General features: G+C 68.2%; 18 protein-coding genes and 1 tRNA gene. 9 read left to right on the top strand and 10 right to left on the bottom strand.

The features are described from left to right. Nucleotides 1-56: 56 nt before the first annotated feature. Nucleotides 57-251: a hypothetical protein gene (locus ACK4ZD_RS06465; protein ID WP_409659796.1), complete on the top strand. Its 195-nt coding sequence runs from the start codon at nt 57-59 to the stop codon at nt 249-251. A 21-nt stretch (nt 252-272) separates the two neighbouring features. Here ACK4ZD_RS06465 and ACK4ZD_RS06460 read toward each other — a convergent pair whose 3' ends face one another. From ACK4ZD_RS06460 to ACK4ZD_RS06450, 3 genes are all read right to left on the bottom strand, one after another. Further along, nucleotides 273-1,079 carry an IclR family transcriptional regulator gene (locus ACK4ZD_RS06460; protein WP_409659794.1) on the bottom strand — a complete coding sequence of 269 codons (807 nt, stop codon included), beginning with the start codon at nt 1,077-1,079 and terminating at the stop codon, nt 273-275. A 16-nt stretch (nt 1,080-1,095) separates the two neighbouring features. Beyond that, nucleotides 1,096-2,688, bottom strand: coding sequence for a class I adenylate-forming enzyme family protein (locus ACK4ZD_RS06455; RefSeq protein ID WP_409659792.1), 1,593 nt, complete (start codon nt 2,686-2,688; stop codon nt 1,096-1,098). Between the two features lie 92 nt (nt 2,689-2,780). Further along, entirely contained in the window at nt 2,781-5,159 is a 2,379-nt protein-coding gene (locus tag ACK4ZD_RS06450; protein WP_409659791.1) for a UvrD-helicase domain-containing protein, read from the bottom strand. A gap of 222 nt (nt 5,160-5,381) precedes the next feature. Here ACK4ZD_RS06450 and ACK4ZD_RS06445 point away from each other — a divergent pair, with 222 nt between their 5' ends. From ACK4ZD_RS06445 to galU, 3 genes are all read left to right on the top strand, one after another. Further along, entirely contained in the window at nt 5,382-6,359 is a 978-nt protein-coding gene (locus ACK4ZD_RS06445; RefSeq protein ID WP_409659789.1) for a GMP reductase, read from the top strand. Nucleotides 6,360-6,459: 100 nt separating this feature from the next. Then, nucleotides 6,460-9,288: a valine--tRNA ligase gene (locus ACK4ZD_RS06440; protein WP_409659787.1), complete on the top strand. Its 2,829-nt coding sequence runs from the start codon at nt 6,460-6,462 to the stop codon at nt 9,286-9,288. Nucleotides 9,289-9,372: 84 nt separating this feature from the next. Continuing rightward, nucleotides 9,373-10,236 carry a UTP--glucose-1-phosphate uridylyltransferase GalU gene (gene galU / locus ACK4ZD_RS06435; RefSeq protein WP_409659786.1) on the top strand — a complete coding sequence of 288 codons (864 nt, stop codon included), beginning with the start codon at nt 9,373-9,375 and terminating at the stop codon, nt 10,234-10,236. Between the two features lie 63 nt (nt 10,237-10,299). Here the strand turns inward: galU and ACK4ZD_RS06430 are convergent, their stop codons facing one another. Both ACK4ZD_RS06430 and ACK4ZD_RS06425 read right to left on the bottom strand, forming a co-directional pair. Next, nucleotides 10,300-10,527: a sulfurtransferase TusA family protein gene (locus tag ACK4ZD_RS06430; RefSeq protein WP_409659784.1), complete on the bottom strand. Its 228-nt coding sequence runs from the start codon at nt 10,525-10,527 to the stop codon at nt 10,300-10,302. A gap of 95 nt (nt 10,528-10,622) precedes the next feature. Next, nucleotides 10,623-11,162 (bottom strand): NUDIX hydrolase, encoded by a 540-nt coding sequence (locus ACK4ZD_RS06425; RefSeq protein ID WP_409659782.1) that lies wholly within the window; start codon nt 11,160-11,162, stop codon nt 10,623-10,625. Between the two features lie 16 nt (nt 11,163-11,178). On the opposite strand from ACK4ZD_RS06425, the gene ACK4ZD_RS06420 reads away from it, so the two are divergent. Next, complete coding sequence (locus ACK4ZD_RS06420) at nt 11,179-11,901, top strand: tRNA (guanine(46)-N(7))-methyltransferase TrmB (protein WP_409659781.1); 723 nt, start codon at nt 11,179-11,181, stop codon at nt 11,899-11,901. On the opposite strand, the gene cysM is transcribed toward ACK4ZD_RS06420, so the two are convergent. The 3 genes from cysM to ACK4ZD_RS06405 all read right to left on the bottom strand — a co-directional run bounded on the left by cysM (nt 11,871) and on the right by ACK4ZD_RS06405 (nt 13,741). Next, nucleotides 11,871-12,776, bottom strand: coding sequence for a cysteine synthase CysM (cysM, locus tag ACK4ZD_RS06415; protein ID WP_409659780.1), 906 nt, complete (start codon nt 12,774-12,776; stop codon nt 11,871-11,873). The two genes, ACK4ZD_RS06420 and cysM, sit on opposite strands and share 31 nt — an antisense overlap. Before the next feature lie 167 nt (nt 12,777-12,943). After that, nucleotides 12,944-13,030 (bottom strand) — tRNA-Leu (locus tag ACK4ZD_RS06410). Nucleotides 13,031-13,258: 228 nt separating this feature from the next. After that, entirely contained in the window at nt 13,259-13,741 is a 483-nt protein-coding gene (locus ACK4ZD_RS06405; RefSeq protein WP_409659778.1) for a DUF3237 domain-containing protein, read from the bottom strand. An 89-nt stretch (nt 13,742-13,830) separates the two neighbouring features. On the opposite strand from ACK4ZD_RS06405, the gene ACK4ZD_RS06400 reads away from it, so the two are divergent. Both ACK4ZD_RS06400 and ACK4ZD_RS06395 read left to right on the top strand, forming a co-directional pair. Further along, nucleotides 13,831-14,610, top strand: a complete 780-nt coding sequence (locus ACK4ZD_RS06400) for a response regulator transcription factor (RefSeq protein WP_409659776.1) — start codon at nt 13,831-13,833, stop codon at nt 14,608-14,610. A 100-nt stretch (nt 14,611-14,710) separates the two neighbouring features. Beyond that, a complete protein-coding gene (locus tag ACK4ZD_RS06395; protein ID WP_409659774.1) occupies nt 14,711-15,703 on the top strand; it encodes a Bug family tripartite tricarboxylate transporter substrate binding protein in 993 nt (330 codons plus the stop codon). A gap of 133 nt (nt 15,704-15,836) precedes the next feature. On the opposite strand, the gene ACK4ZD_RS06390 is transcribed toward ACK4ZD_RS06395, so the two are convergent. Beyond that, nucleotides 15,837-18,962, bottom strand: coding sequence for a transglycosylase domain-containing protein (locus tag ACK4ZD_RS06390; protein WP_409659773.1), 3,126 nt, complete (start codon nt 18,960-18,962; stop codon nt 15,837-15,839). A 229-nt stretch (nt 18,963-19,191) separates the two neighbouring features. Here ACK4ZD_RS06390 and ACK4ZD_RS06385 point away from each other — a divergent pair, with 229 nt between their 5' ends. Then, entirely contained in the window at nt 19,192-19,794 is a 603-nt protein-coding gene (locus ACK4ZD_RS06385; protein ID WP_409659771.1) for a rhomboid family intramembrane serine protease, read from the top strand. Between the two features lie 78 nt (nt 19,795-19,872). On the opposite strand, the gene ACK4ZD_RS06380 is transcribed toward ACK4ZD_RS06385, so the two are convergent. Continuing rightward, nucleotides 19,873-20,778, bottom strand: coding sequence for an NAD-dependent epimerase/dehydratase family protein (locus ACK4ZD_RS06380; RefSeq protein ID WP_409659769.1), 906 nt, complete (start codon nt 20,776-20,778; stop codon nt 19,873-19,875). 83 nt (nt 20,779-20,861) lie between these two features. Here ACK4ZD_RS06380 and ACK4ZD_RS06375 point away from each other — a divergent pair, with 83 nt between their 5' ends. Continuing rightward, entirely contained in the window at nt 20,862-21,893 is a 1,032-nt protein-coding gene (locus tag ACK4ZD_RS06375) for a CDP-6-deoxy-delta-3,4-glucoseen reductase (RefSeq protein WP_409659767.1), read from the top strand. The last annotated feature ends 14 nt before the right edge of the window (nt 21,894-21,907 follow it).

The following is a 21,907-nucleotide window of genomic DNA, read 5'->3' as shown; positions in this document are numbered from 1 at the left end:
GGGCTCCAGGGCACGCGGCGGATAATGGCGCCCTTGTCCGTTGTGCAGAGGTTCCGATGAGATTCACCGTCCTGGCCGCACTGGTGTTGAGCGGCCTGCTGCCCGGCTGCGCCGTCGTGACCGTGGCGGGGGCCGCAGCCGGTGCGGCCCTCTCGGTCACGGGAGCCGTCGTGAGTACCGGCATCCGCGTGACGGGTGCGGTGGTGGAGGCCGGCGTCGACGCCGTGGCAGGATCCGACGACGACGACTGAACGGCCAGGCGGCCCGTGCCGTCAGTGGCCGGCGTGCTCCAACCGCGCTCCCAGCGCCATCAGCCGGGGCCGCACCTGCGTCATCAGGAACTCGGGGCTGAGCTGGAAGGCCGGGCCGCCGCAGTTGATCGCCATGAGTGATCGCCCCCCGGCCGGGCGGAAGGCGATGGCGATCGCATTGACGTCCTTCTGCCAGTCGCCGAAGGACGCGCACACGCCGAACTCACGGTACTGCTGCACGGCTTGCTCGATGCCTTGGCGGATGCGCGGCCAGGCCCCCTCGTCCAATTCGCGGATGCGTTCCATCAGGTCGTGGCGTTCGCCGTCCGGGCACATCGCCAGGTAGGCGCGGCCCATGGCCGTGGTGGCCAGCGGGATGCGCGAGCCCACATCCAGGCTGAGGGTGAGCGCGGCATGGCTGCGGCAGTTTTCCACATAGATCATGCTCAACCGGTCACGCGTGCCCAGCGACACCATGGCCTGAGAGAAATCGGCCAGCTCCTGCATCAACGGCCGGGCGATCTGCCGGGCGTCCATTCGTGCCAGCATCGTGCTGCCCAGCGAGAGCGTGGCGCTGCCCAGCCGGTAGCGGCCGGTGTCTTCCACATACTCCAGGTAGCCCAGCTTGGTCAGTGTGTAGGTCAGCCGCGAGACCGTGGACTTGGGCAGATTGCAGCGCCGGGCCAGTTCCTGGTTGCCCAGCATGCGGTCGCCCGAGCGGAAGCAGGCCAGTACCTCCAGGCCGCGCGCCAACGCCGTGACGAAATGACGGTCTTCCTTGATACGCCCTTTCGTACCAGGGCGGGCGGATTCGGTCTCGGGCGGCATCGGATGCTCCATACGGTCAGGTCTCCTTGGACGTCGAGAGTTGCAGCGCCTGCTCGCGCAGCCGCTGCTTGTAGAGCTTGCCGGTGGCCGAGGCGGGCAACTGGGGCATCACGACGATCTGCGCTGGCAGCTTGTAGGGCGACAAGCGCTCGCGCAGCCAGGCCCTCAGGGCCTCGGTGTCCAGGGTACGGCCCGGCACGGGCTCGACGAAGGCCACCACCTCCTCGTTGCCCGGCACCGGGCGGCCCACCACGGCCGAGAGCACCACGTCCGGATGGGCGTTGAGCACGTCTTCCACTTCCGCCGGGTAGACATTGAAGCCCGAGCGGATGATGAGCTCCTTCGATCGCCCCACGATCGAAAGCGTGCCGTCGGCTTCCATGCGGGCCAGATCGCCGGTGTGGAGCCAGCCGTCGGCGTCCACCGTCTCGGCCGTCAGTGCCAGGTTGCGGTAGTAGCCCTTCATCACGTTGGGCCCGCGCAGCCAGAGTTCGCCGGTCTCGCCCACCGGCACCGGCCGGCGCGACTGGAGATCGACCACCCGCACCTCGATGCCGGGGATCGGGGGGCCCACCGAGCAGTCGCGGCGCGGCGCCTCCAGGCGGGTCTGGCAGATCGAGGGCGAGGCCTCGGTCATGCCGTAGCCGTTCTGCAGCGGCAGGCCGAAGTGCCGCTCGAAGCGGTCCTTCAGAGCCTGGTCCAGCGGAGCCCCGCCCGACTGGGCCACCCGCAGCGCCGGTGCCCTCAGCGTGTTGCCGGGCCGCTCGCCCCATTCCAGCAGCTTGGCATACATGGCCGGCACCCCATGCAACACGGTGATGCCGTCTCGCACCAGCGCCTTCGCCATGGCTTCGGGGACGAAACGCGCGGCCAGCACCAAGCTGGCACCGGCCGACAGCGTGGCCAGCAGCACCGCGGTCAGCCCATACACATGCGACAGCGGCAGCACGCCATAGACCCGGTCGGCGTTCGTCAGGCGGCGCTGGCGGCGGCTGTTGGCCGCAATGAAAAGCAAATTGGCATGCGAGAGCATCACACCCTTGGGCGCGCCGGAGGTGCCCGAGGTGTAGATCAAGGCCGCCACCTGGTCGGCCGCCGACTCGCTCACCGGTTCGGGCAAGGCCTGAGGGTGGCCGGGAGCCAGCAGCCATTCGCCCGCGCCGGGCCAGCGCACAGGCGCACCGCCCAGACGTTGCAGATGACGCACCGCCTCGGACGAAGCCTCGCCCAGGCCGACCACCATGCGGGCCTGGGAGTGTTCGAGGAAGGCGTCGATCTCGCGCTCGGACAGGCGGGCATTGACCAGTGAGACCCAGGCCTCCAGCCGGCTGCAGGCCAGCACCAGGATGGCGGCGGCATTGCAATTCTCGCCCACCCCCAGCACACGGTCGCCGGGCCGCACCCCCGCCTCGCGCAGGCCTCGCGCCGCCGCGTCCACTGCCGCCGCGAGGGCCCCATAGCTCAGCGCGGCACGCTCATCCTGCAGCGCAGGCGCATCGCTCTGCCGCTGCGCCCAGTGGTCGAGCCAATGATGCAGGCGCTGCGGCTGCAGATCTTCCGCGGCGTCAGGGGTGACAGGGTCGGTCGAACTCAAGGCGAAGGCTCCCATCCGGGCCCGGCCAGACTCCGGGCGACCGGAGGATCATACATATTCTGCGCTTCAGTTCTTTGTTCTGCAATGCAGAATAATCGCCTCGCGACTCAGTCGTCCACGGGGGTGAGCTTGGCCACGCTCAGAGCCAGCCACTTGACACCATGGCGGCCGAAGTTGATCTGCACACGTGCGTCGGCCCCGCTGCCTTCGAGGGTGAGGATCACCCCCTCGCCGAACTTGTTGTGAAAGACGCTCTGGCCGGCGCGCAGGGCCTGGCCTTCGCTGGTGGTGGCCTTCGGTGCCGCCCAGGCCGGCGGGGGCTCGGCTTGGCGGCCGGCGCCCACGATGCCGCCCAGACCCGAGCCGCGCTGCCAGGCGGCGCGGTAGTCACGCTCGAAGCCCGAGCCGAAGCCCTGGTGGCGTGGGGTGATCCACTTGAGCGCGCCCTCGGGCAGTTCGTCGAAGAAGCGGCTCTTGATGTTGTAGCGCGTCTGGCCATGCAGCAGGCGCGTCTGGCTGTGGCTCAGGTACAGGCGCTTGCGTGCGCGCGTGATGGCCACGTACATGAGCCGGCGTTCTTCTTCCAGGCCGTCGGCATCCGACAGAGAGTTCTCGTGCGGGAAGAGGCCCTCCTCCAGCCCGGTGATGAAGACCACGTCGAACTCCAGGCCCTTGGCCGCATGAACCGTCATCAACTGCAGCGCATCCTGCCCGGCCTGGGCCTGGTTGTCGCCGGCCTCCAGCGCCGCGTGGGTCAGGAAGGCGGCCAGCGGCGAGACGATCTCGCCGGTCTCGGCATCGGGTGTGAGGTCCACCGCGGCCACGGCCGGCGGGCTGCCTTCGGCGATGGCGCCGGCCTGCTCGTCCACCGGCAGGGCCACGGCATCCTTGCCGAAGCCTTCCTGCGTCACGAAGGCCTCGGCGGCATTGACCAGTTCGTCCAGGTTTTCCAGCCGCTCGCGGCCTTCCTTTTCGCTGCGGTAGAAGTCGGCCAGGCCCGAGGCCTCGATCACGTGCTCGATGATCTCGCGCAGCGTGAGGCCCTGCGTGGCCTCGCGCATGGCGTCCACCAGGGCCACGAAGGCCGCGAGGTTGGCCCCGCCCTTGCCCGCCACCGCCCCCACGCTCTGGTGCAGGCTGCGGCCGCTGGCGCGCGCGGCGTCCTGCAGCTGCTCGATCGTGCGCGCACCGATGCCGCGGGTGGGGAAGTTCACCACGCGCAGGAAGCTGGTGTCGTCGTTGGGGTTCTCGATCAGGCGCAGGTAGGCCAGCGCATGCTTGATCTCGGCGCGCTCGAAGAAGCGCAGCCCGCCGTAGACGCGGTAGGGGATCCCGGCGTTGAAGAGGGCGCTTTCCAGCACGCGCGACTGGGCATTGCTGCGGTAGAGCACTGCGATCTCGCTGCGCGGCACGCCGTCGCGGTGCAGTTGCTGCGCCTCCTCGACCAGCCATTGCGCCTCGGCAAAATCGCTGGTGGCCTCATAGACACGCACCGGCTCGCCCGGCCCGGCCTCGGTGCGCAGGTGCTTGCCCAGTCGCCGGGTGTTGTGAGCAATCAGCGCATTGGCCGCATCCAGGATGTGGCCGAAGCTGCGGTAGTTGCGTTCGAGCTTGATGACCTGATCCACGCGGAATTCGCGCTCGAAGTCGGCCATGTTGCCCACCTGCGCACCACGGAAGGCGTAGATGCTCTGGTCGTCGTCGCCCACGGCCATCACGGCGCTCTCGGGGCCGGCGAACATCTTGAGCCACGCGTACTGCAGCCGGTTGGTGTCCTGGAACTCGTCCACCAAGATGTGGCGGAAGCGCCGGTTGTAGTGTTCGCGAAGCGCCGCATGATCGCGCATCAGCTCATAGGTGCGCAGCATCAATTCGCCGAAGTCCACCACCCCCTCGCGCTGGCACTGGTCTTCGTAGGCCTGGTAGACCTCGATGAGCTTGCGGGTGTGTTCGTCGCGCACCTCCACGTCCTTGGGCCGCTGGCCGTCTTCCTTGCAGCCGGCGATGAACCACGCCACCTGCTTGGGCACGAAGCGTTCCTCGTCGAGGTTCATCGCCTTGATCACCCGCTTGACGGCCGAGAGCTGGTCCTGCGAATCCAGGATCTGGAAGCTTTGCGGCAGGCCCGCCAGCTTCCAATGCGCGCGCAGGAAGCGGTTGCACAGGCCGTGGAAGGTGCCGATCCACATGCCGCGCACGGGGATGGGCAGCATCGTGCTCAGGCGGGTGAGCATTTCCTTTGCGGCCTTGTTCGTGAAGGTGACGGCCATCACCCCGCCCGGGCCCACCTGGCCGGTCTGGATCAGCCAGGCGATGCGGGTGGTGAGCACCCTGGTCTTGCCCGAACCCGCACCGGCCAGCACCAGCACGTGGCGTGGCGGCAGCGTCACCGCCGCGTACTGCTCGGGGTTGAGGTGTTGCAGCAGGCCGGCCGAGGCCGCTGGGGGCGCCGCGACGGGCTCGGAATCGGGAAGGAACAGGCTCATGGGCCGATTCTAGGAGGCGCCCCCGGGATCTCGCCCGACGCCACGGTGTGCATTCGGCGTAGAATGCGCCACCGGGCCCAAATGTTGGAGCCCGGTTTTTTGTGTCCACCGCCCTCGCTGACGGTTTCGGACCCGGCCGGCTCCAAATCAAGCGCTCGCAGCCATTGGGCCGCGCACTGCCTCAACGCGCCGCCCGCCCCACTGCAACCCGGAGCCTTGCCCATGGAAATCTTCGACTACGACAACATCTTGCTGCTGCCGCGCAAATGCCGCGTGGAAAGCCGCAGCGAGTGCGACCCCTCGGTGGAATTCGGCGGCCGCCGCTTCAAGCTGCCGGTGGTGCCGGCCAACATGAAGACGGTGCTCGACGAGCGCATCAGCGAGTACCTGGCCGCCAACGGCTACTTCTACGTGATGCACCGCTTCGATCTGGACAACGTGGCCTACGCGAAAAGCATGCGCGACAAGGGCCTGTTCGTCTCGATCAGCTCGGGCGTGAAGGCCGCCGATTACGCGGTGATCGACCGCCTGGCCGCCGAAGGTGTGGGAGCCGACTACATCACCATCGACATCGCCCACGGCCACGCCGAGAGCGTGCGCAAGATGATCGAACACATCAAGAAGAAGCTGCCGCAGACCTTCGTGATCGCCGGCAACGTGGGCACACCCGAAGCCGTGATCGACCTGGAGAACTGGGGAGCAGATGCCACCAAGGTGGGCATCGGGCCTGGGAAGGTGTGCATCACGCGGCTCAAGACGGGCTTCGGCACCGGCGGCTGGCAGCTCTCGGCGCTGAAGTGGTGCGCCCGCGTGGCCACCAAGCCCATCATCGCCGACGGCGGCATCCGCCACCATGGCGACATCGCCAAGAGCGTGCGCTTCGGGGCAGCCATGGTGATGATCGGCTCGCTGTTTGCGGGTCACGAGGAATCCCCCGGCCAGACCGTCGAGCTCGACGGCAAGCTCTACAAGGAATACTACGGTTCGGCCAGCGACTTCAACAAGGGCGAGTACAAGCACGTGGAAGGCAAGCGCATCCTCGAGCCGATCAAGGGCAAGCTCGCCGACACGTTGCGCGAAATGCGCGAGGATCTGCAAAGCTCCATCAGCTACGCCGGCGGGCGCACCCTGGCCGACCTGCGCAAAGTCAACTATGTGATCCTCGGTGGCGAGAACGCCGGCGAGCACCTTTTCATGTAGGCCCTCTGCCCGCGCCGCGCCTAAAATTGCGGCATCCCAGGTCTGGCGGCGTCCCGTGGGACGCCGCTTTCGTTTTCCCCTCGCACGCACGTCCGGCCCCATGACCGAACTCGCCAAGTCTTTCGAGCCCGCCGCCATCGAGGCCCATTGGGGCCCGCTGTGGGAGCAGCGCGGCCTGTACGCGCCCACGCTCGACCCGGCCAAGCCCTCGTTTTGCATCCAGTTGCCGCCGCCCAACGTCACCGGCACGCTGCACATGGGCCACGCCTTCAACCAGACGATCATGGACGCGCTCACGCGCTACCACCGCATGCGCGGCCACAACACCCTGTGGGTGCCTGGCACCGACCACGCCGGCATCGCCACGCAGATCGTGGTGGAGCGCCAACTCCAGGCCAAGACCGGCCAGTCGCGCCACGACCTGGGCCGCAAGAACTTCGTCGCCAAGGTGTGGGAATGGAAGGAGGAGTCGGGCTCCACCATCACTCGCCAGATGCGTCGCATGGGCGACTCGGTGAGTTGGGCCCACGAGTACTTCACGATGGACGAGAAGCTGTCCAAGGTGGTCACCGAAACCTTCGTGCGGCTGTACGAGGACGGCCTCATCTACCGCGGCAAGCGCCTGGTGAACTGGGACCCGGTGCTCAAGTCCGCCGTGTCCGACCTGGAGGTCACCAGCGAAGAGGAGGACGGTCACCTCTGGCACATCCGCTACCCTCTGGCCGATGGCTCGGGGGATCTGGTCGTGGCCACCACGCGCCCCGAGACCATGCTGGGTGACACGGCCGTGATGGTGCACCCCGAGGACGAGCGCTACACCGCCTTCCACGGCAAGCAGGTGAGGCTGCCGCTGACCGGCCGCACCATTCCCGTCATCACCGACGAGTATGTGGACCGCGATTTCGGCACTGGCGTGGTGAAGGTCACGCCGGCGCACGATTTCAATGACTACGCGGTGGGCCAGCGGCATGCGCTGCCGATGATCACGATCTTCACGCTCGACGCGAAGACCAACGACGAGGTGCCCGAACCCTATCGCGGCATCGACCGCTTCGAGGCCCGCAAAAAGGTCGTGGCCGACCTCGAAGCCCAGGGCCTGCTCGTGGAGGTGAAGAAGCACAAGCTCATGGTGCCGCGCTGCGAGCGCACCGGTCAGATCGTGGAGCCCATGCTCACCGACCAGTGGTTCGTCGCCGTGAGCAAGCCCGGCCCCGACGGCAAGAGCATCGCGCAGAAGGCCATCGAGGTGGTCGACAACGGCTCGGTGAAGTTCTTCCCCGAGCAGTGGGTGAACACCTACCACCAGTGGATGAAGAACATCCAGGACTGGTGCATCTCGCGCCAGCTCTGGTGGGGCCACCAGATCCCCGCCTGGTACGGCACGAACGGCGAGCTCTTCGTGGCCCGCAGCGAAGACGAAGCCCGTGCCAAGGCGAAGCAGGCCGGCTACACCGGGCCGCTCACGCGCGACGAGGACGTGCTCGACACCTGGTATTCCTCGGCCCTGGTGCCCTTCTCCTCGCTGGGCTGGCCCGAAAATACGAAGGAGCTCGAACTCTTCCTGCCCTCCAGCGTGCTGGTCACGGGCTTCGACATCATCTTCTTCTGGGTGGCCCGGATGATCATGATGACGGTGCACTTCACCGGCAAAGTGCCCTTCCACCATGTCTACATCCACGGCCTGGTGCGCGACGCTCATGGCAAGAAGATGAGCAAGTCCGAAGGCAACGTGCTCGACCCGGTGGACCTGATCGACGGCATCGCGCTGGAGCCCCTTCTCGACAAGCGCACCACCGGGCTGCGCCGCCCCGAGACCGCCCCCAAGGTGCGCGAAGCCACGAAGAAGGAGTTCCCCGAGGGCATCCCCGGCTATGGGGCCGACGCGCTGCGCTTCACCTTTGCCGCGCTGGCCAGCCTGGGCCGCAACATCAACTTCGACAGCAAGCGCTGCGAGGGCTACCGCAACTTCTGCAACAAGCTGTGGAACGCCACGCGCTTCGTGTTGATGAACTGCGAGGGACAGGACTGCGGCCTGGCCGAGCACGGCGCCCAGGAATGCGTGAGCGGCGGCTACCTGGATTTTTCCCAAGCCGATCGCTGGATCGTGGGCGAGTTGCAGCGGGTGGAAGCTGCCGTGGCCCAGGGCTTCGCGGACTACCGGCTGGACAACGTCGCCAACGCGATCTACCAGTTCGTGTGGGACCAGTACTGCGACTGGTACCTCGAGATCGCCAAGGTGCAGATCGCCACCGGCGACGCCGCCCGGCAGCGCGCCACGCGCCGCACCCTGATTCGCGTGCTGGAGGCCGTGCTGCGCCTGCTGCACCCGATCACGCCTTTCATCACCGAAGAGCTGTGGCAGAAGGTGGCCCCGGTGGCCGGCCGCAAGGCGGCAGGCTCGGACGATTCCATCGTGCGCGCCCCCTACCCCGTGGCCCAGCCCGAGCGCATCGACGCCCAGGCCGACGCGTGGATGGACAAACTCAAAGCCCTGGTGGGCGTGTGCCGCAACCTGCGCGGCGAGATGGGCCTGTCGCCGGCCGAGCGCGTGCCGCTGTACGCCCACGGAGACGCCGCCTTCATCGAGGCGGCCGCCCCGCTGCTCAAGGCCCTGGCCAAGCTCAGCGACGTGAAGCTCTTCACCGACGCCGCCGCCTTTGCCGAGGCGACGAAGCTCGCGCCGGTGTCCGTGCTGGGTGAGGCCCATTTGGCCCTGCATGTAGAGATCGACGTGGCCGCCGAGCGCGAGCGCCTGGGCAAGGAAGTCAAGCGACTGGAGGCCGAGATCGCCAAGGCCGGGGCGAAGCTGGCCAACGAGAGCTTCGTGGCCCGCGCCCCGGCGGCCGTGGTCGAGCAGGAACGGCAGCGCTTGGCCGATTTCAGCGCGACGCTGGCCAAACTGCGCGACCAGCTCGCCCGCCTGGGCTGAAGACCACGGGCCCCTCGTTCAAGGGCCCCCTGTCCGCGGGAGGCCGACAGACAGCCTCTCGTGGAAACGAGTACAAACACGCCCATGATCACCAAAGCCGTTTTCCCCGTTGCCGGCCTCGGCACCCGCTTCTTGCCCGCCACCAAGGCACAACCCAAGGAAATGCTGCCCGTGGTGGACAAGCCGCTCATCCAATACGCCGTCGAGGAAGCCTATGAGGCGGGCATCCGCGAGATGATCTTCGTGACCGGCCGCACCAAGCGCCCGATCGAAGACCACTTCGACATGGCCTACGAGCTGGAAACCGAGCTCGAGGCCGCCGGCAAGCACGAGTTGCTCAAGGTGGTGCAGTCCATCAAACCCGACGACATGGAGTGCGTGTTCGTGCGTCAGCCCAAGATGCTGGGCTTGGGACACGCCGTGCTATGCGCCGAGCGCCTGGTGGGCAACGATCCCTTCGCCGTGCTGCTGGCCGACGACCTCATGGTGGGCGACAAAGGCATCACCCGCCAGATGGTCGAGATCTTCAGCGAATGGCGCGTGTCCATCCTGGCCGTGCAGGAAGTGCCGGCCGAGCAGACGCGTCGCTACGGTATCTGCGCCGGCACGCCGGTGAACGACCGCCTGATGGACTTGACCCAGATCGTCGAGAAGCCCGCCCCCGAGAACGCCCCCTCACGCCTGGGCGTGGCCGGTCGCTACATCCTCACGCCGGGCATCTTCGAGGAGATTCGCCGCCAGCCGCGCGGCGTGGGCGGCGAGATCCAGCTCACCGACGGCATCAGCGGCCTGCTACGCCGCGAGAAGGTGTTCGCCTACCGCTACGAGGGCATCCGCTACGACTGCGGCAGCAAAGAAGGCTTCCTACAGGCCACCGTCGAACTGGCGCTGCAACACCCGGAACTGGGCGCGAGCTTCCGCGCCTACCTGAAAAGCCTGGAGCTCTGACAAGCTCGTCTTCAACGACAAAGGGCTGCCGTCGGCAGCCCTATTGTTTGCACCAGCTTGCGCTCAGCGGCGACGCAGCACGTGCACGAACTCCTTGTCCAGCGTTTGCTGCTCGACCAGCTCGTTGCCCGTCTGCTTGGCAAAAGCCTGGAAATCACGGATCGAGCCCGGGTCGGTGGCCACCACCTTGAGCAGCTCGCCGCTGTGCATCTCTGTCAGGGCCTTCTTGGCCTTGAGGATGGGCAAGGGACAGTTCAGCCCGCGAGTGTCGAGTTCCTTGTGGATGTCCATGGTCGGTCCGAAACAAGAGACCTCCTATTCTAAGGTTGATCGGTCACCGTTGAGCTGTGCGCCTATCGAACACCCACTCCCGCTGGGTCACGGTCTCACCGCGGGCGGTCGTCCAGCCAGCGCACGGGATGGCCTCGCGAACGCAGCCAGTCGGCCAGGGCCTGGCCGGTGCCCGCCGGCCAGCACCTCACCGACTCGGGCGCCACCAGCTTGTATTCGGCCAGCTCCGGCGATAACGTGATCTCGCCGCGCGCCAGGGCGTGGTAGGCGATGATGACCTGGTTCATGCGCTGGAAGTCGTAGGCGCCGATGATGGACAGTCGTGTCACCGTCAAGCCCGTCTCCTCGGCCACTTCGCGGATGACACCTTCCTGCGGGGTTTCGCCAGCCTCCATGAAGCCGGTGACCAGCCCAAAGAAGCGGCCCGGCCAGGCGGCGTTGCGCGCCAGCAGCAACTGGCCGCCGCGGTCCTCCAGCTCGATCACCGCGGCCAGCACCGGCGTGGGATTGTTCCAGTGCGTGAAGCCGCAGCCCGCGCAGCGCAGACGCGATTTCTCGCCGCCGTCTTCCATCTGGGCCCGCCAGGCCAGCGGGGAGGCACACTGCGGGCAGAATTTGTAGGCCTGGATCGTCATCGTGCACCATCGAATCGTGGAACCCCATCCTAGCGCCGAAGCCTCCCGGGCGCTGTCGCGTCCGGTGACGAGCAACCAGGTCGCTCTCCACCCCCGGCTGGACGAACTCGTGCGCCGCCATCTGGCCACCCCCTTTCGCAAGCCGCCAGCCCCTTACAGCGTGGCCGCCTTCGAGGCGATCGCCCGGCGCCGCGAGGGCCGCTCGCTGGTGCTGGACAGCGCCTGCGGCACCGGCGAGAGCAGCGCCCGGCTGGCCAGGCGGCACCCTCAGGCGCTGGTGGTGGGCATCGACCAGTCGGCCGAGCGCCTGGAGCGCGGGCAGCGCAAACTGCAGGCGGCATGGCCGCCCAACCTGGTCTTGCTGCGCGCCGATGTCGGCGACGTGTGGGCACTGATGGCCCAGGCCGGCTGGCGCCTGGCCGAGCACCATCTCCTGTACCCCAACCCCTGGCCCAAGGCCGAGCATGTGATGCGCCGCTGGGGCAGCCACCCGCGCCTGCCCGCCCTGCTGGCTCTGGGCGGGCGCATCGAACTGCGCAGCAACTGGATCGTCTATGCGCAGGAATTCGCGCGGGCGCTGCACCTGGCCGGGCGGACGGCAACGCTAGACGAGCCGAGCCCGGCCGAGCTGGCCGATCCGGTCTCCCCCTTCGAGCGCAAGTACCGCGATGCCGGCCACACGCTGTGGCGGGTGACCGCCCCCGAGGCTCAGGCCGGGAATACGCCGGTGGAAAGATAGCGGTCGCCGCGGTCGCACACCACGAAAACGATGGTGGCGTTTTCGACCTGCCGGGCGATCTGCAGCGCCGCCCAGCAGGCCCCGGCGGCCGAAATGCCGCCGAACAGGCCTTCCTCGCGCGCCAGTCGGCGGGCCATGTCCTCGGCGTCGGCCTGGCTCACATAGATCAGTTCGTCCACGGCGCTGGGGTCGTAGATCTTGGGCAGGTACTCCGGTGGCCACTTGCGGATACCCGGAATGCGCGACCCCTCGCTGGGCTGGGCACCGACGATGCGCACGGCCGGGTTCTTCTCCTTCAGGTAGCGCGACACGCCAGTGATGGTGCCGGTGGTGCCCATGGCGCTGACGAAGTGCGTGACGCGCCCCTCGGTGTCCTTCCAGATCTCCGGGCCGGTGGTCTCGTAGTGGATGCGCGGATTGTCGGCATTGGCGAACTGGTCGAGCACCACGCCCTTGCCCTCGCGCTGCATCTGCTCGGCCAGATCCCGGGCGTACTCCATGCCGCCGGCCTTGGGCGTGAGGATGAGCTCGGCCCCGAAGGCCTTCATCGTCTGCGCCCGCTCCACGGACAAGTCCTCCGGCATGATCAGCAGCATGCGGTAGCCACGGATGGCCGCAGCCATCGCCAACGCGATGCCGGTGTTGCCCGAGGTGGCCTCGATCAAGGTGTCGCCCGGCTTGATCTGGCCGCGCTCCTCGGCACGACGGATCATGCTGATGGCCGGGCGGTCCTTCACCGAGCCGGCTGGGTTGTTGCCTTCGAGCTTGCCGAGAATGACGTTGCCGCGGCGCTCATTGTCCGCGCCGGGCAGGCGCTGCAGGCGCACGAGCGGCGTGTGGCCGATGACGTCTTCAAGGGTTTGGTAATGAGGCATGGTCAGCAGGGTTCCGATGAATGGCCTGCACACATTGTCGCAGTGTCACGCGTATTCGCCTGCTCGCCTCAAAGCACCCCCACTGGGCTGCGCACGACGACAGGACCAGTGTGCCGAACAGTCGCTCACCCCTTCGTCTGCGCAACGCTGTCACGCAAGGTGAGGTTTGGTGCCCAGGGCCGGACTCGAACCGGCATGCCATCGCTGGCGAGGGATTTTGAGTCCCTTGCGTCTACCTATTTCGCCACCTGGGCCGGCGGTGCGACGGAAGAGCTATTGATTATGGCATAGCGGGCCGTTGCCCTCAGCGTTGCAGCAGCCAGACGGCACTGGCCACCCCTTGCCCCAAGGTCGCACGCAGGCCGAAGGGCTTGCACCGCCGCGGCTCGCGCAGCGACCGCATGGGAGATGCGGGTATCTGCGGAGGATCGGGGCTGGATGGTTTCATAACATAAGTATCGCTGGAGGCTCTAGCGCCGCCCTCATGTCAGTCGGAACACGTCCAACACCACCTGATGCACATGCCTCTGTCCGCTCGCCACCGCCATCACGGCGTTGAGGTGCGCCCAGGCCGGAGCACCGGTCGTGAAGCGCATCAGCGTGCGAAAAAAGTATTCGTGGGGGGCGACAGGCTCGCCGCTGGCCAGACGTGCCATCACCGCCGCAGGTCCATGGCGCAGGCCTTCGCTGCGCACCTCCACCAGGCTACCGTCGTCCAGACGCAGTGCATAGTGCGCGGCGATCTCCAACACGCCGTCGGCGCGGGAGAGCTGCCAGTCCACCCCACCCTCGACAACCCGACCATTCAATTCGGGCCCACGGACCGTGCCGCCCCCCAACGGCACGTAACGGCGCTCGCCGGTAGGGCCCGGACCCAGCGTTACGAGCGGGCCGACCTCGCAGCGGATGCAGGCCATGGGCACCAGGGTCGGCACGACGTTGGGAAACTGGTGGGGGATGTCCATGGGAAAGGAGGCGCGAACCTTGGAGAAGTCGACGATAGCGCCACCGTCGATGGCCTGGTGTCATCCGCAAGGATGACACCGTGCCTGTCATGAACGCCTGGCCGATCGCGATGGGTCCGGCACCGTCGGCCGCCACGGCGGTGGCGGCGCGTTGGGTCGATGCCCTCGGTCAGCCTGGTTTTGCCACCCAAGCGCTGCATGCAATCAACGCTTGGGTGGCTGCAGGCTCGTGGTCGGTCTACCAAGTTTGGCCCGACCGGCCACCGGTGATGCATCTGTCAGCCAGCCGCCAGGCACCGGACATCACCCGCGAGTGCTTTTCGATCTACTGCGACCAAGGCCTGTACCGGCGGGACCGCAGCTTCGATCTGGTCCGTCGGACGCGCAGCCCGGGGCGGGCCATGGTGCTACGCATGCACGCCGATGAGGCACCTTGTGCAGACCATCGTGAAGCGATCTACCGTCGCCACGGCATGCTCGAACGGCTATCGGTCGCCACGCTGGAGACCGACGGCTCGCTGCTGGCCGTGAACTTCTACCATCACTTGGACCAAGGCTGCTTCGCCCCTGCAGAGATCGAGCGCTTCATCGAACTGGCGCCGGTGCTGCTGGCCTGCGTGCATCGGCACCTACAGTGGCTGGCGCAAGCGCCCACCACCGGGGTGCGGGACCGTCTGCTCGCCCGCTGCCCCACCCTCACCGCGCGCGAGGTCGACGTGTTGGAACGCTTGCTGCAGGGCTTGAGCTACGACGGCATTGCGGCCGACCTGGGTCTGTCGGTGGCCAGCGTCAAAACCTACCGCGCCCGCGCCTTCGCCCGGCTGGGCTTGCACTTCAAAAGCGAGCTGTTCGCCGCGTTGTGGCGCTGAGACGATCCAGGCCTGCCTGTCGTCCTCTGGGATGACACGGGCGTGGGCGCTCGCAGCACACACTGGCGTCCTCGGAGAACACTCGACGGAGACGAACGCCATGCTGCCGCGGCGCACCTTTTGGCGGGTCACGATGCTGGCCCTGCCGCTTTTCATCGGCCTGAGCACCCTGCCTGAGCTCGCGAGGGCACAAGCTTACCCCCAACGCCCTGTACGCCTGGTCGTCGGCTTTCCCCCCGGCACCGGCCCCGACCTCGTCGCCCGCATCCTCGGTCAGCGTCTGGCAGAAACTCTCAAACAAGCCGTGGTGATCGACAATGTGGCCGGCGCCGGGGGCCAGATCGCTGCCCAGCAAGTGGCCAAGGGCACGCCAGACGGGCACACGCTGCTGCTGGGCGAGGTGGGCTCGATCAGCATCGCGCCGTCCACCCACCGCAAGCTGCCGTACCAACCGGCCAAGGAGTTGGCGCCAGTATCGGAAGTCGTACGTGCAGACTTCGTTCTGGTGGTTCCAGCGACCTCGCCGCACACCGACGTCGATACGCTGGTCGCGGCTGCGCGAGCGGACAAACACAGGCTCAATTTCGGCACCTTTGGCGCGGGCACGCCAGGCCACTTTGGTGCAGAAATGTTCGCGAGCCGGGCGGGCTTTCCCATCGAGCCGGTGCACTTCCGTGCCACCGGCGATGCGATAAGCGCGCTCGTCAACGGCAGCGTTCAGGCCGCTTTCGTCAGCACCGCGCTGGCCGCTCCGCAGGTCAAGGGTGGCAAGCTGCGCGCTCTGGCGACCACCGCGGCGCGGCGCTCGGTCTTGCTACCAGAGGTCCCGACATTCGCTGAGCTGGGCCAGCCCGATATCAATTTCTCAGCGTGGTTTGCCATCCTGGCACCTGCCGGTACACCCGCCGCATTGCTGGATCTGCTGAACCGGGAGGTCGTCTCGGCGGCGCAGACGCCCTCCGTGCGCAAGCAACTCGAAGACGCGGGCTTCACGGTGCTTGGTACGAGCCGTTCCGAAACACAGCGCTTGCTCGAAACCGAAGCCCAGCGCTGGGCAGCGCTGGCCAAGGCCACAGGTTTTCAGATCGATTGACCGCCAGGCGGCGGTCATACGCGAGTCTGAAGGCCCGCTCGGGCGCGCTCAACTGCCGGATCTCGGTTGAACTGACGGCATGAGCACGAGGGGGTGTCGTTCTCACCCGTCCAGTTCGTCATGGTCCTCGCAGTCAACCCGCACGGGCCACATCGCCAGGCGGCTCTTTCTGCAAGGACGGGTTGCAGGGTTGGCCCTCGATCCAGGGCCATAGCGCTGGCAGCAGCGACTTGAGCAACTGCGTGGGCAAGGCACTGGTGAAGCGGTAGCGCTCGGCATCGGAGCCTGTCACATAGACCATCAGCACGCCATGGTGGCGCTCGCCCAGGACGAAGGCGAAGCTGGCCGAGCGGTTGAGCACCTGCGAGGCCAGCACCCGGCCGTCGCGACCCTGCACGGTGTAGCGGTGGTCGCCGGTACCGGTCTTGCCGCCCAGTTCCACCGTCCGTCCATCGGCGCTGCGCACGCTGCCCAGCAGCCGCCGCGCGGTGCCCTGGGCCACCACGTCCACCAGGGCACGGCGCGCAACGCGCGCCACCTCGGCCGGCAGCACGCGCTCGGGCGCGACCGGTTGACGGACCAAGTGGGTCTCGTAGGGCGTGCCACGCCCGAACTGCAGGCCCTCGATGCGCACCGTCGGCAGCCGCAGGCCGTCGTTGGCGATCACGCCCATCAACTCGGCCAGGGCGGCCGGCCGGTCCCCCGATGCGCCCAGGGCGCTCGCATACGAGGGTGTGAGGGTGTCGAAGGGGTAGCCCAGCCGCCGCCAGCGGCGGTGCAGCTCCGCAAAGGCGGCCTGCTCCAACACCTGGCCGATGCGCTGGTCCTGCGCGGCCTTGTGGCGCGTGCGAAAGAGCCAGTCATAGGCCTCCTGCCGGGCCTGGCCGCCGGCGGCCAGCAGCTCGCGCAGGCTGGCCGCAGGATGCGCGCGCAACCGGGCCGCCACCCACAGCTCCAGCGGATGCACGCCGGCGAGGTGGGCGCGGTCGGGCAGCGACAGCCGGCCGGGGGCGGCCTGTTCATGCAGGCGCTGCAACACCGCCGGCGGCACGGCCTCGCCCCCGCGATGGCGCACCAGGAAATCCGCGAGCCCTGGCACGCCTCCCTGGGGTTCCAGCCCCAGGTAGAGCGCGGCCAGGCGCTGCAGGGTGGCTGGGCGGTCGTCGCCCAGGAGCTGGCGCTCGACCTCCTCGGGCGGACGGTCGCGCAACGCAGCGTGGAAGCGCGCGATGAATTGCCGTCCCTCCTGGTCGGCGAATCGTTCGAGGAACCGCTGCCGGGCAGGGTGGGCTGGGTCGTCGAACAAGCGGGGGTCGAAATCCGGCTGCTGGTGCACGAGATGCTGCACGACGTCACGCATGAGCCGGATGAAGACCAGGTTGACCGAGCGGCGGAAGGCCTCGCGCACCGTCATCGTGCGCTGATCGTCCTCGGCATCGAAGTTGCCGAAGCGGTGCAGGCCTCCGCCGGTGAAGAAGGTCTCGGCCGGGCTGGCCGCATAGCGCCGGTCCATCGCGGCTTCGAGCAGGGCCTCCAGGCTGCGGTCCTCGGTGCGCAGCAGGTGGTCGCGCACCCAGCGCGCCAGGGCGTCGCCCGCCGCCGGCCGCAGCGCGGCCAGCGTGGCCGTGTCCAGGCTGGCCCACCGACCGTGCAGTTGGGCCACCACTTCGAGATAGCTCACGAGCGTGCGCAGCTTGGCCGTGGAGCCCATGTCCAGCCGCGCCCCCTCGTTCAGGTCGAAGGGTTGGTCGAAGTTGTCCGTCTGCACGCGCAAACGGCTGACCTGGCCGTCGCTCTCGAAGAGGGTGAAGCTGTAGCGCAGCGGTGCCGGATCGTCATCCTCGCGCAGCAGGCGGTGTCCCACCAGGCCGGCCTCGCGCACGCCTTCGGGCGTGCGCAGCCTCAGCAGCGCCTCGGTCACCGCGCTCTGAGCCCGGGCGTCGAGCGTGCTGTCCGCCACCAGGTCCAGACGGTCCAGGTCGTAGCTGCGCGACACGCCCAACAGGCCCGACAGGCGCGTGCGCGCGGCACTGGCCGCCTTGCGCTCGACGAAACTGCCCGGGGACTGGACCGCCTGCTGCGGCAGCAGCTCCAGCGGCAGAGGCAGGGCGGCATCGCGCAAGGCCACCGGAATGACGCCGTCGCGGGCGAGCAGGCGCAGGTGGCTGTCGGTGAGCTCGCGCAGCCCGGGCGCGCGCTCGGCCAGATAGTGCGAGGGCCGGCGCTGCGCGACGATGAGCGACAGCGCCTGCTTGTAGGCCAGGGCCTGCTCGCGCAGCAGCACCTCGCGGAAGGCCCGGGCCTGACTTGCTGCGGGCGGAGCGGGGCTCACCTTGCCATCCACCAGGGTCGACAGCAGACGGTTGACCTCGTCGAAATCGCGGCCGTACCAGGCCCACAGGCCGTCGCCCAGGCCGTGCACCTCGCCGAAGCCCACCTGGGCGGCCAGCGGCACGGTGTTGAGGTAGTCCAGCAGGATCTGCCGTCGGCGCGCCAGGGTGTGTTCGCCGTCCAGGTAGGCCCGCAGCGAGGCCGAGGCCATCTGCCGCAGCTTCTCGCCCACCGAGTCGGTGCGGCCCTGGGGGGAGTGGCGGTACTTCTCGATCTGCGTGGCCAGGGTGCTGCCGCCGGCGGCAGACTGCCCCGGGTCCACGGTGCGGCGGACCTGTTCAAGCACGGCCTTGCCGAGCCGGTCCCATTCGATCGCAGGATTCAGGTGCACCCGCGTGGGGTCGAGCAGCTCGCGGTTTTCGATGTAGAGCAAGCTGTCGACGAGCACGCGGGGGACGGCCTGCAGGTCGGGGTAGACCTGCCGTGGATGCAGGCTGGCCGAGAGAGTTTCGCCGCGACAGTCGAGCACCTGTAGGCCCGCCTGGCTTTTTTCGGGGTAGATCGTGAACAGGCCGCGATCGTGCAGCTCGATGAGCTTGGGCGACCAGCGGGCCTGGGCCCGCACCTCGAAGCCACGCGCGGACAGGCGTTCGATCATCGACGGCAAACCGTGGTAGCCCAGGCGCAAGTCATAGGGCCCGTCGGCGGGAAAACGGATGGATTCGCTGCGGCCAGGTTGCACCGAGACGCGCAACTGGGCCGCCAGGTCGGCCAGCCAGCGCGCCTGGACGCGCGAGCTTTGCATCTCCTGCGTCACGCCGCGCCAGGCCGCGACGACCACCAAGCCCACCAGCCCGGCGACGGCCAAACGCCAGCCCCAAGGCGCAAAGCCCGTTGACCGAAGGCGCTGCAGGGCACGCGCAGGCATCGAGGCTCTCCGTCAAGCAATGTCGGTGCTCACAACGATAGCGCGACACGGACCCGGCTGGGGCCCTTCGCAGCCCTGCCCCCCCTCGTCTCCAGGGGGCATCGGCGCCTACCCTGCCGGGTCGCGGCGCGTTTCAGGGATACTGCGGCGTTGCGCGGCACCGGCGCGCGGCGGCAGGAGACCGTGGCCGCTATGATCCCGGGCACCGCATCCGAAACGCCGGACCTTCATGCCCCCTTTGCCCCCCGTCACCAAGGCGCTGCTCCTGGCCAATGTGGCCGCCTTCTCGATCGACATGCTGTCGGGCCTGATGCTGACGCGCGTCTTTGCGCTGTGGCCGGTCGTCAGCGACTTTTTCATGCCCTGGCAGGTCGTGACCTACGCCTTCTTGCACGGCGGCATCGGCCATCTGTTTTTCAACATGCTGGGCCTGTGGATGTTCGGCAGCGAACTCGAACGCCTGTGGGGGCAGCGCCGCTACCTGCAGTTCATGCTGGCCAGTGTGCTGGCGGCCGCCGCGCTGCAGCTCCTGGTGACCCACCTCACCGGCGCGCGCTACCCCACGGTGGGCGCCTCCGGCGGGCTGTTCGGGCTGCTGCTGGCCTTCGGCATGCTGTTTCCCAACCGGATCATCGTGCCGCTGTTCCCGCCGATCCCGATGAAAGCCAAGGTCTTCGTCGCCGTCTTCGGGGCGTTGGAGTTGTTCTTCGGCATGTCGGGCACGGCCTCGGGCATCGCTCACTTCGCCCACCTGGGCGGCATGCTGGGCGGCTTCCTGATGATCCAGTATTGGCGTGGCAAGCCGCCCTTTCAGGGACGCCGGCGCTTCTGAATCACCACCGCGGTCGGCGCCCGGCGGATGCGTACCGCTGGCACGGCCAGGGCCGAGAGCGCCGTCAAACGCAGTGGTTCAGCCGCCCAGCCCCTCGCGCACCGTGGGGTAGCGCAGGCGCAGCCTCAGCTCGCGCAGCAGCCGGCCGTTCTTCAGCCGGCGCGACTCGCTCATGAACGACAACAGGGTGGGCGCAAGCTGCTCGCGCGCTTGGTTCCTGTCGATACGTGGCGGGCGCGGCAGTCCGCACAGGTCGGCGGCCAGGTCGAAGTAGTCGCCCATCTTCAGCTCGGTGTGGTCGCTCGCGTGCACCACACGCTGGGGCTTGCCGCGCGCGATCGCGGCCGCGCAGGCGCGGGCCAGGTCGTCGGCATGGATGTGGTTGGTGTAGACATCGTCCTCGGCCCGCAGCACCGGTGTGCCGCGCAGCAGTCGTTCGCGCGGATGCCCGCCCGGGCGGTCGCTCGCATAGATGCCAGGGATGCGCAGGATGGACACGCGCACACCGAAGGCCCGCCCGAACCAGCGCACACGGGCCTCGGCATCGACGCGGCGCCGGGCGCGGTCCGAGCGTGGCGCCACCGGCCGGGTCTCGTCGAAGCTCGCCCCCTGCGCATCGCCATAGACGCCGGTGGTGCTGGCATAGACGAGGCAGCGCGGGCTGCGGCGGCGGGCCAAGGCCCGCAGCAAGGCGGTAGTGCGCGGGTCGGTGTCGCCTTGGCCGGGCGGCGGCGCCAGATGCAGCACGGCATCGGCCAGGCCGGCCAAGCGGGCCAGGCTGGCCGGCTCGTCCAGGTTGGCCACGAGGGGGAGGGCACCGGCGGCGCGCAGCTCGCCCACGCGGCCGAGCTGCGAGGTGAGGGCCAGCACCTTCCAGCGCGGCACCAGCAGGCGCACCACACGCAGGCCCACGTCGCCGCAGCCGACGATGAGCAGGCGCGGACGGCGTCTCAGGGGCGCAGGGGCGGGTGGCGGTTGGACCATGGCGTATAGGCCGGCCGGCGGCCCGCAAAGGGGCTTTGCACCAGCGGGCAAAATATGAGATTTCGCAGTTTACGAGGCTTGCCATGACCTTCACCGTGACCGTGCAGCCCAGCGGCCACACCTTCACCGTCGAGCGCGACGAGGCCGTGCTGCCCGCCGCCATCCGCCAGGGCGTGGGCCTGCCCTATGGCTGCAAGGACGGCGCCTGCGGCTCGTGCAAGAGCCGCCTGAAGGACGGGCGCGTGATCCACGGCGCCCACCAGCTCAAGGCCCTGAGCCCGGCCGAGGAGGAGGCCGGCTACATCCTCACCTGCTGCGCCACGCCGCAGACCGACCTGGTGATCGAGTCGCGCGAGGTGGTCGGTGCCGGCCAGTTCCCGATCAAGAAGATGCCCTGCCGCGTCAGCCGCATCGACAAGCCCGCCCCCGACGTGGCGGTGCTCAAGCTGCAGCTTCCGGCCAACGACCGTCTGCAGTACCACGCGGGTCAGTACGTGGAGTTCATCCTGCGCGACGGCGCGCGCCGCAGCTATTCGATGGCCAATGCGCCGCACACGCAAGAAGCGCAGCCCGGCATCGAGCTGCACATCCGCCACATGCCCGGGGGCAAGTTCACGGACCACGTTTTCGGCGCGATGAAGGAAAAGGAGATCCTGCGCTTGGAAGGGCCCTTCGGCAGCTTCTTCCTGCGCGAGGACAGCGACAAGCCCATCGTGCTGCTGGCCTCGGGCACCGGCTTTGCACCGATCAAGGCCATCGTCGAGCACATGGAGTTCAAGGCCCTGACACGGCCCACCGTGCTGTACTGGGGCTGTCGCAGCCGCGCCGACCTCTATTTGGACGATTGGGCGCAGGCCGCCGCCGCCCGCCTGCCCTGGCTGCGCTACGTGCCCGTGCTGTCCGAGCCCAAGGCCGAGGACGGCTGGTGCGGCCGCACCGGCCTCGTGCACCAGGCCGTGATGGCCGACCTGCCGGACCTGTCGGGCCACCAGGTCTATGCTTGCGGCGCCCCCATCATGGTCGAGTCGGCCCGGCGCGACTTCGTCGCGCACTGCGGTCTGCCCGACGATGAGTTCTACGCCGACGCCTTCACCTCCGAAGCCGACAAGCACTGAGAACCCTAGCCCCG

Origin of the sequence: Caldimonas sp. (assembly GCF_046291045.1) — a bacterium.
Classification (GTDB): domain Bacteria; phylum Pseudomonadota; class Gammaproteobacteria; order Burkholderiales; family Burkholderiaceae_C; genus Caldimonas.
Note: the sequence above shows the minus strand (reverse complement) of the source record. Positions and strands in the feature narration are given on the sequence as shown.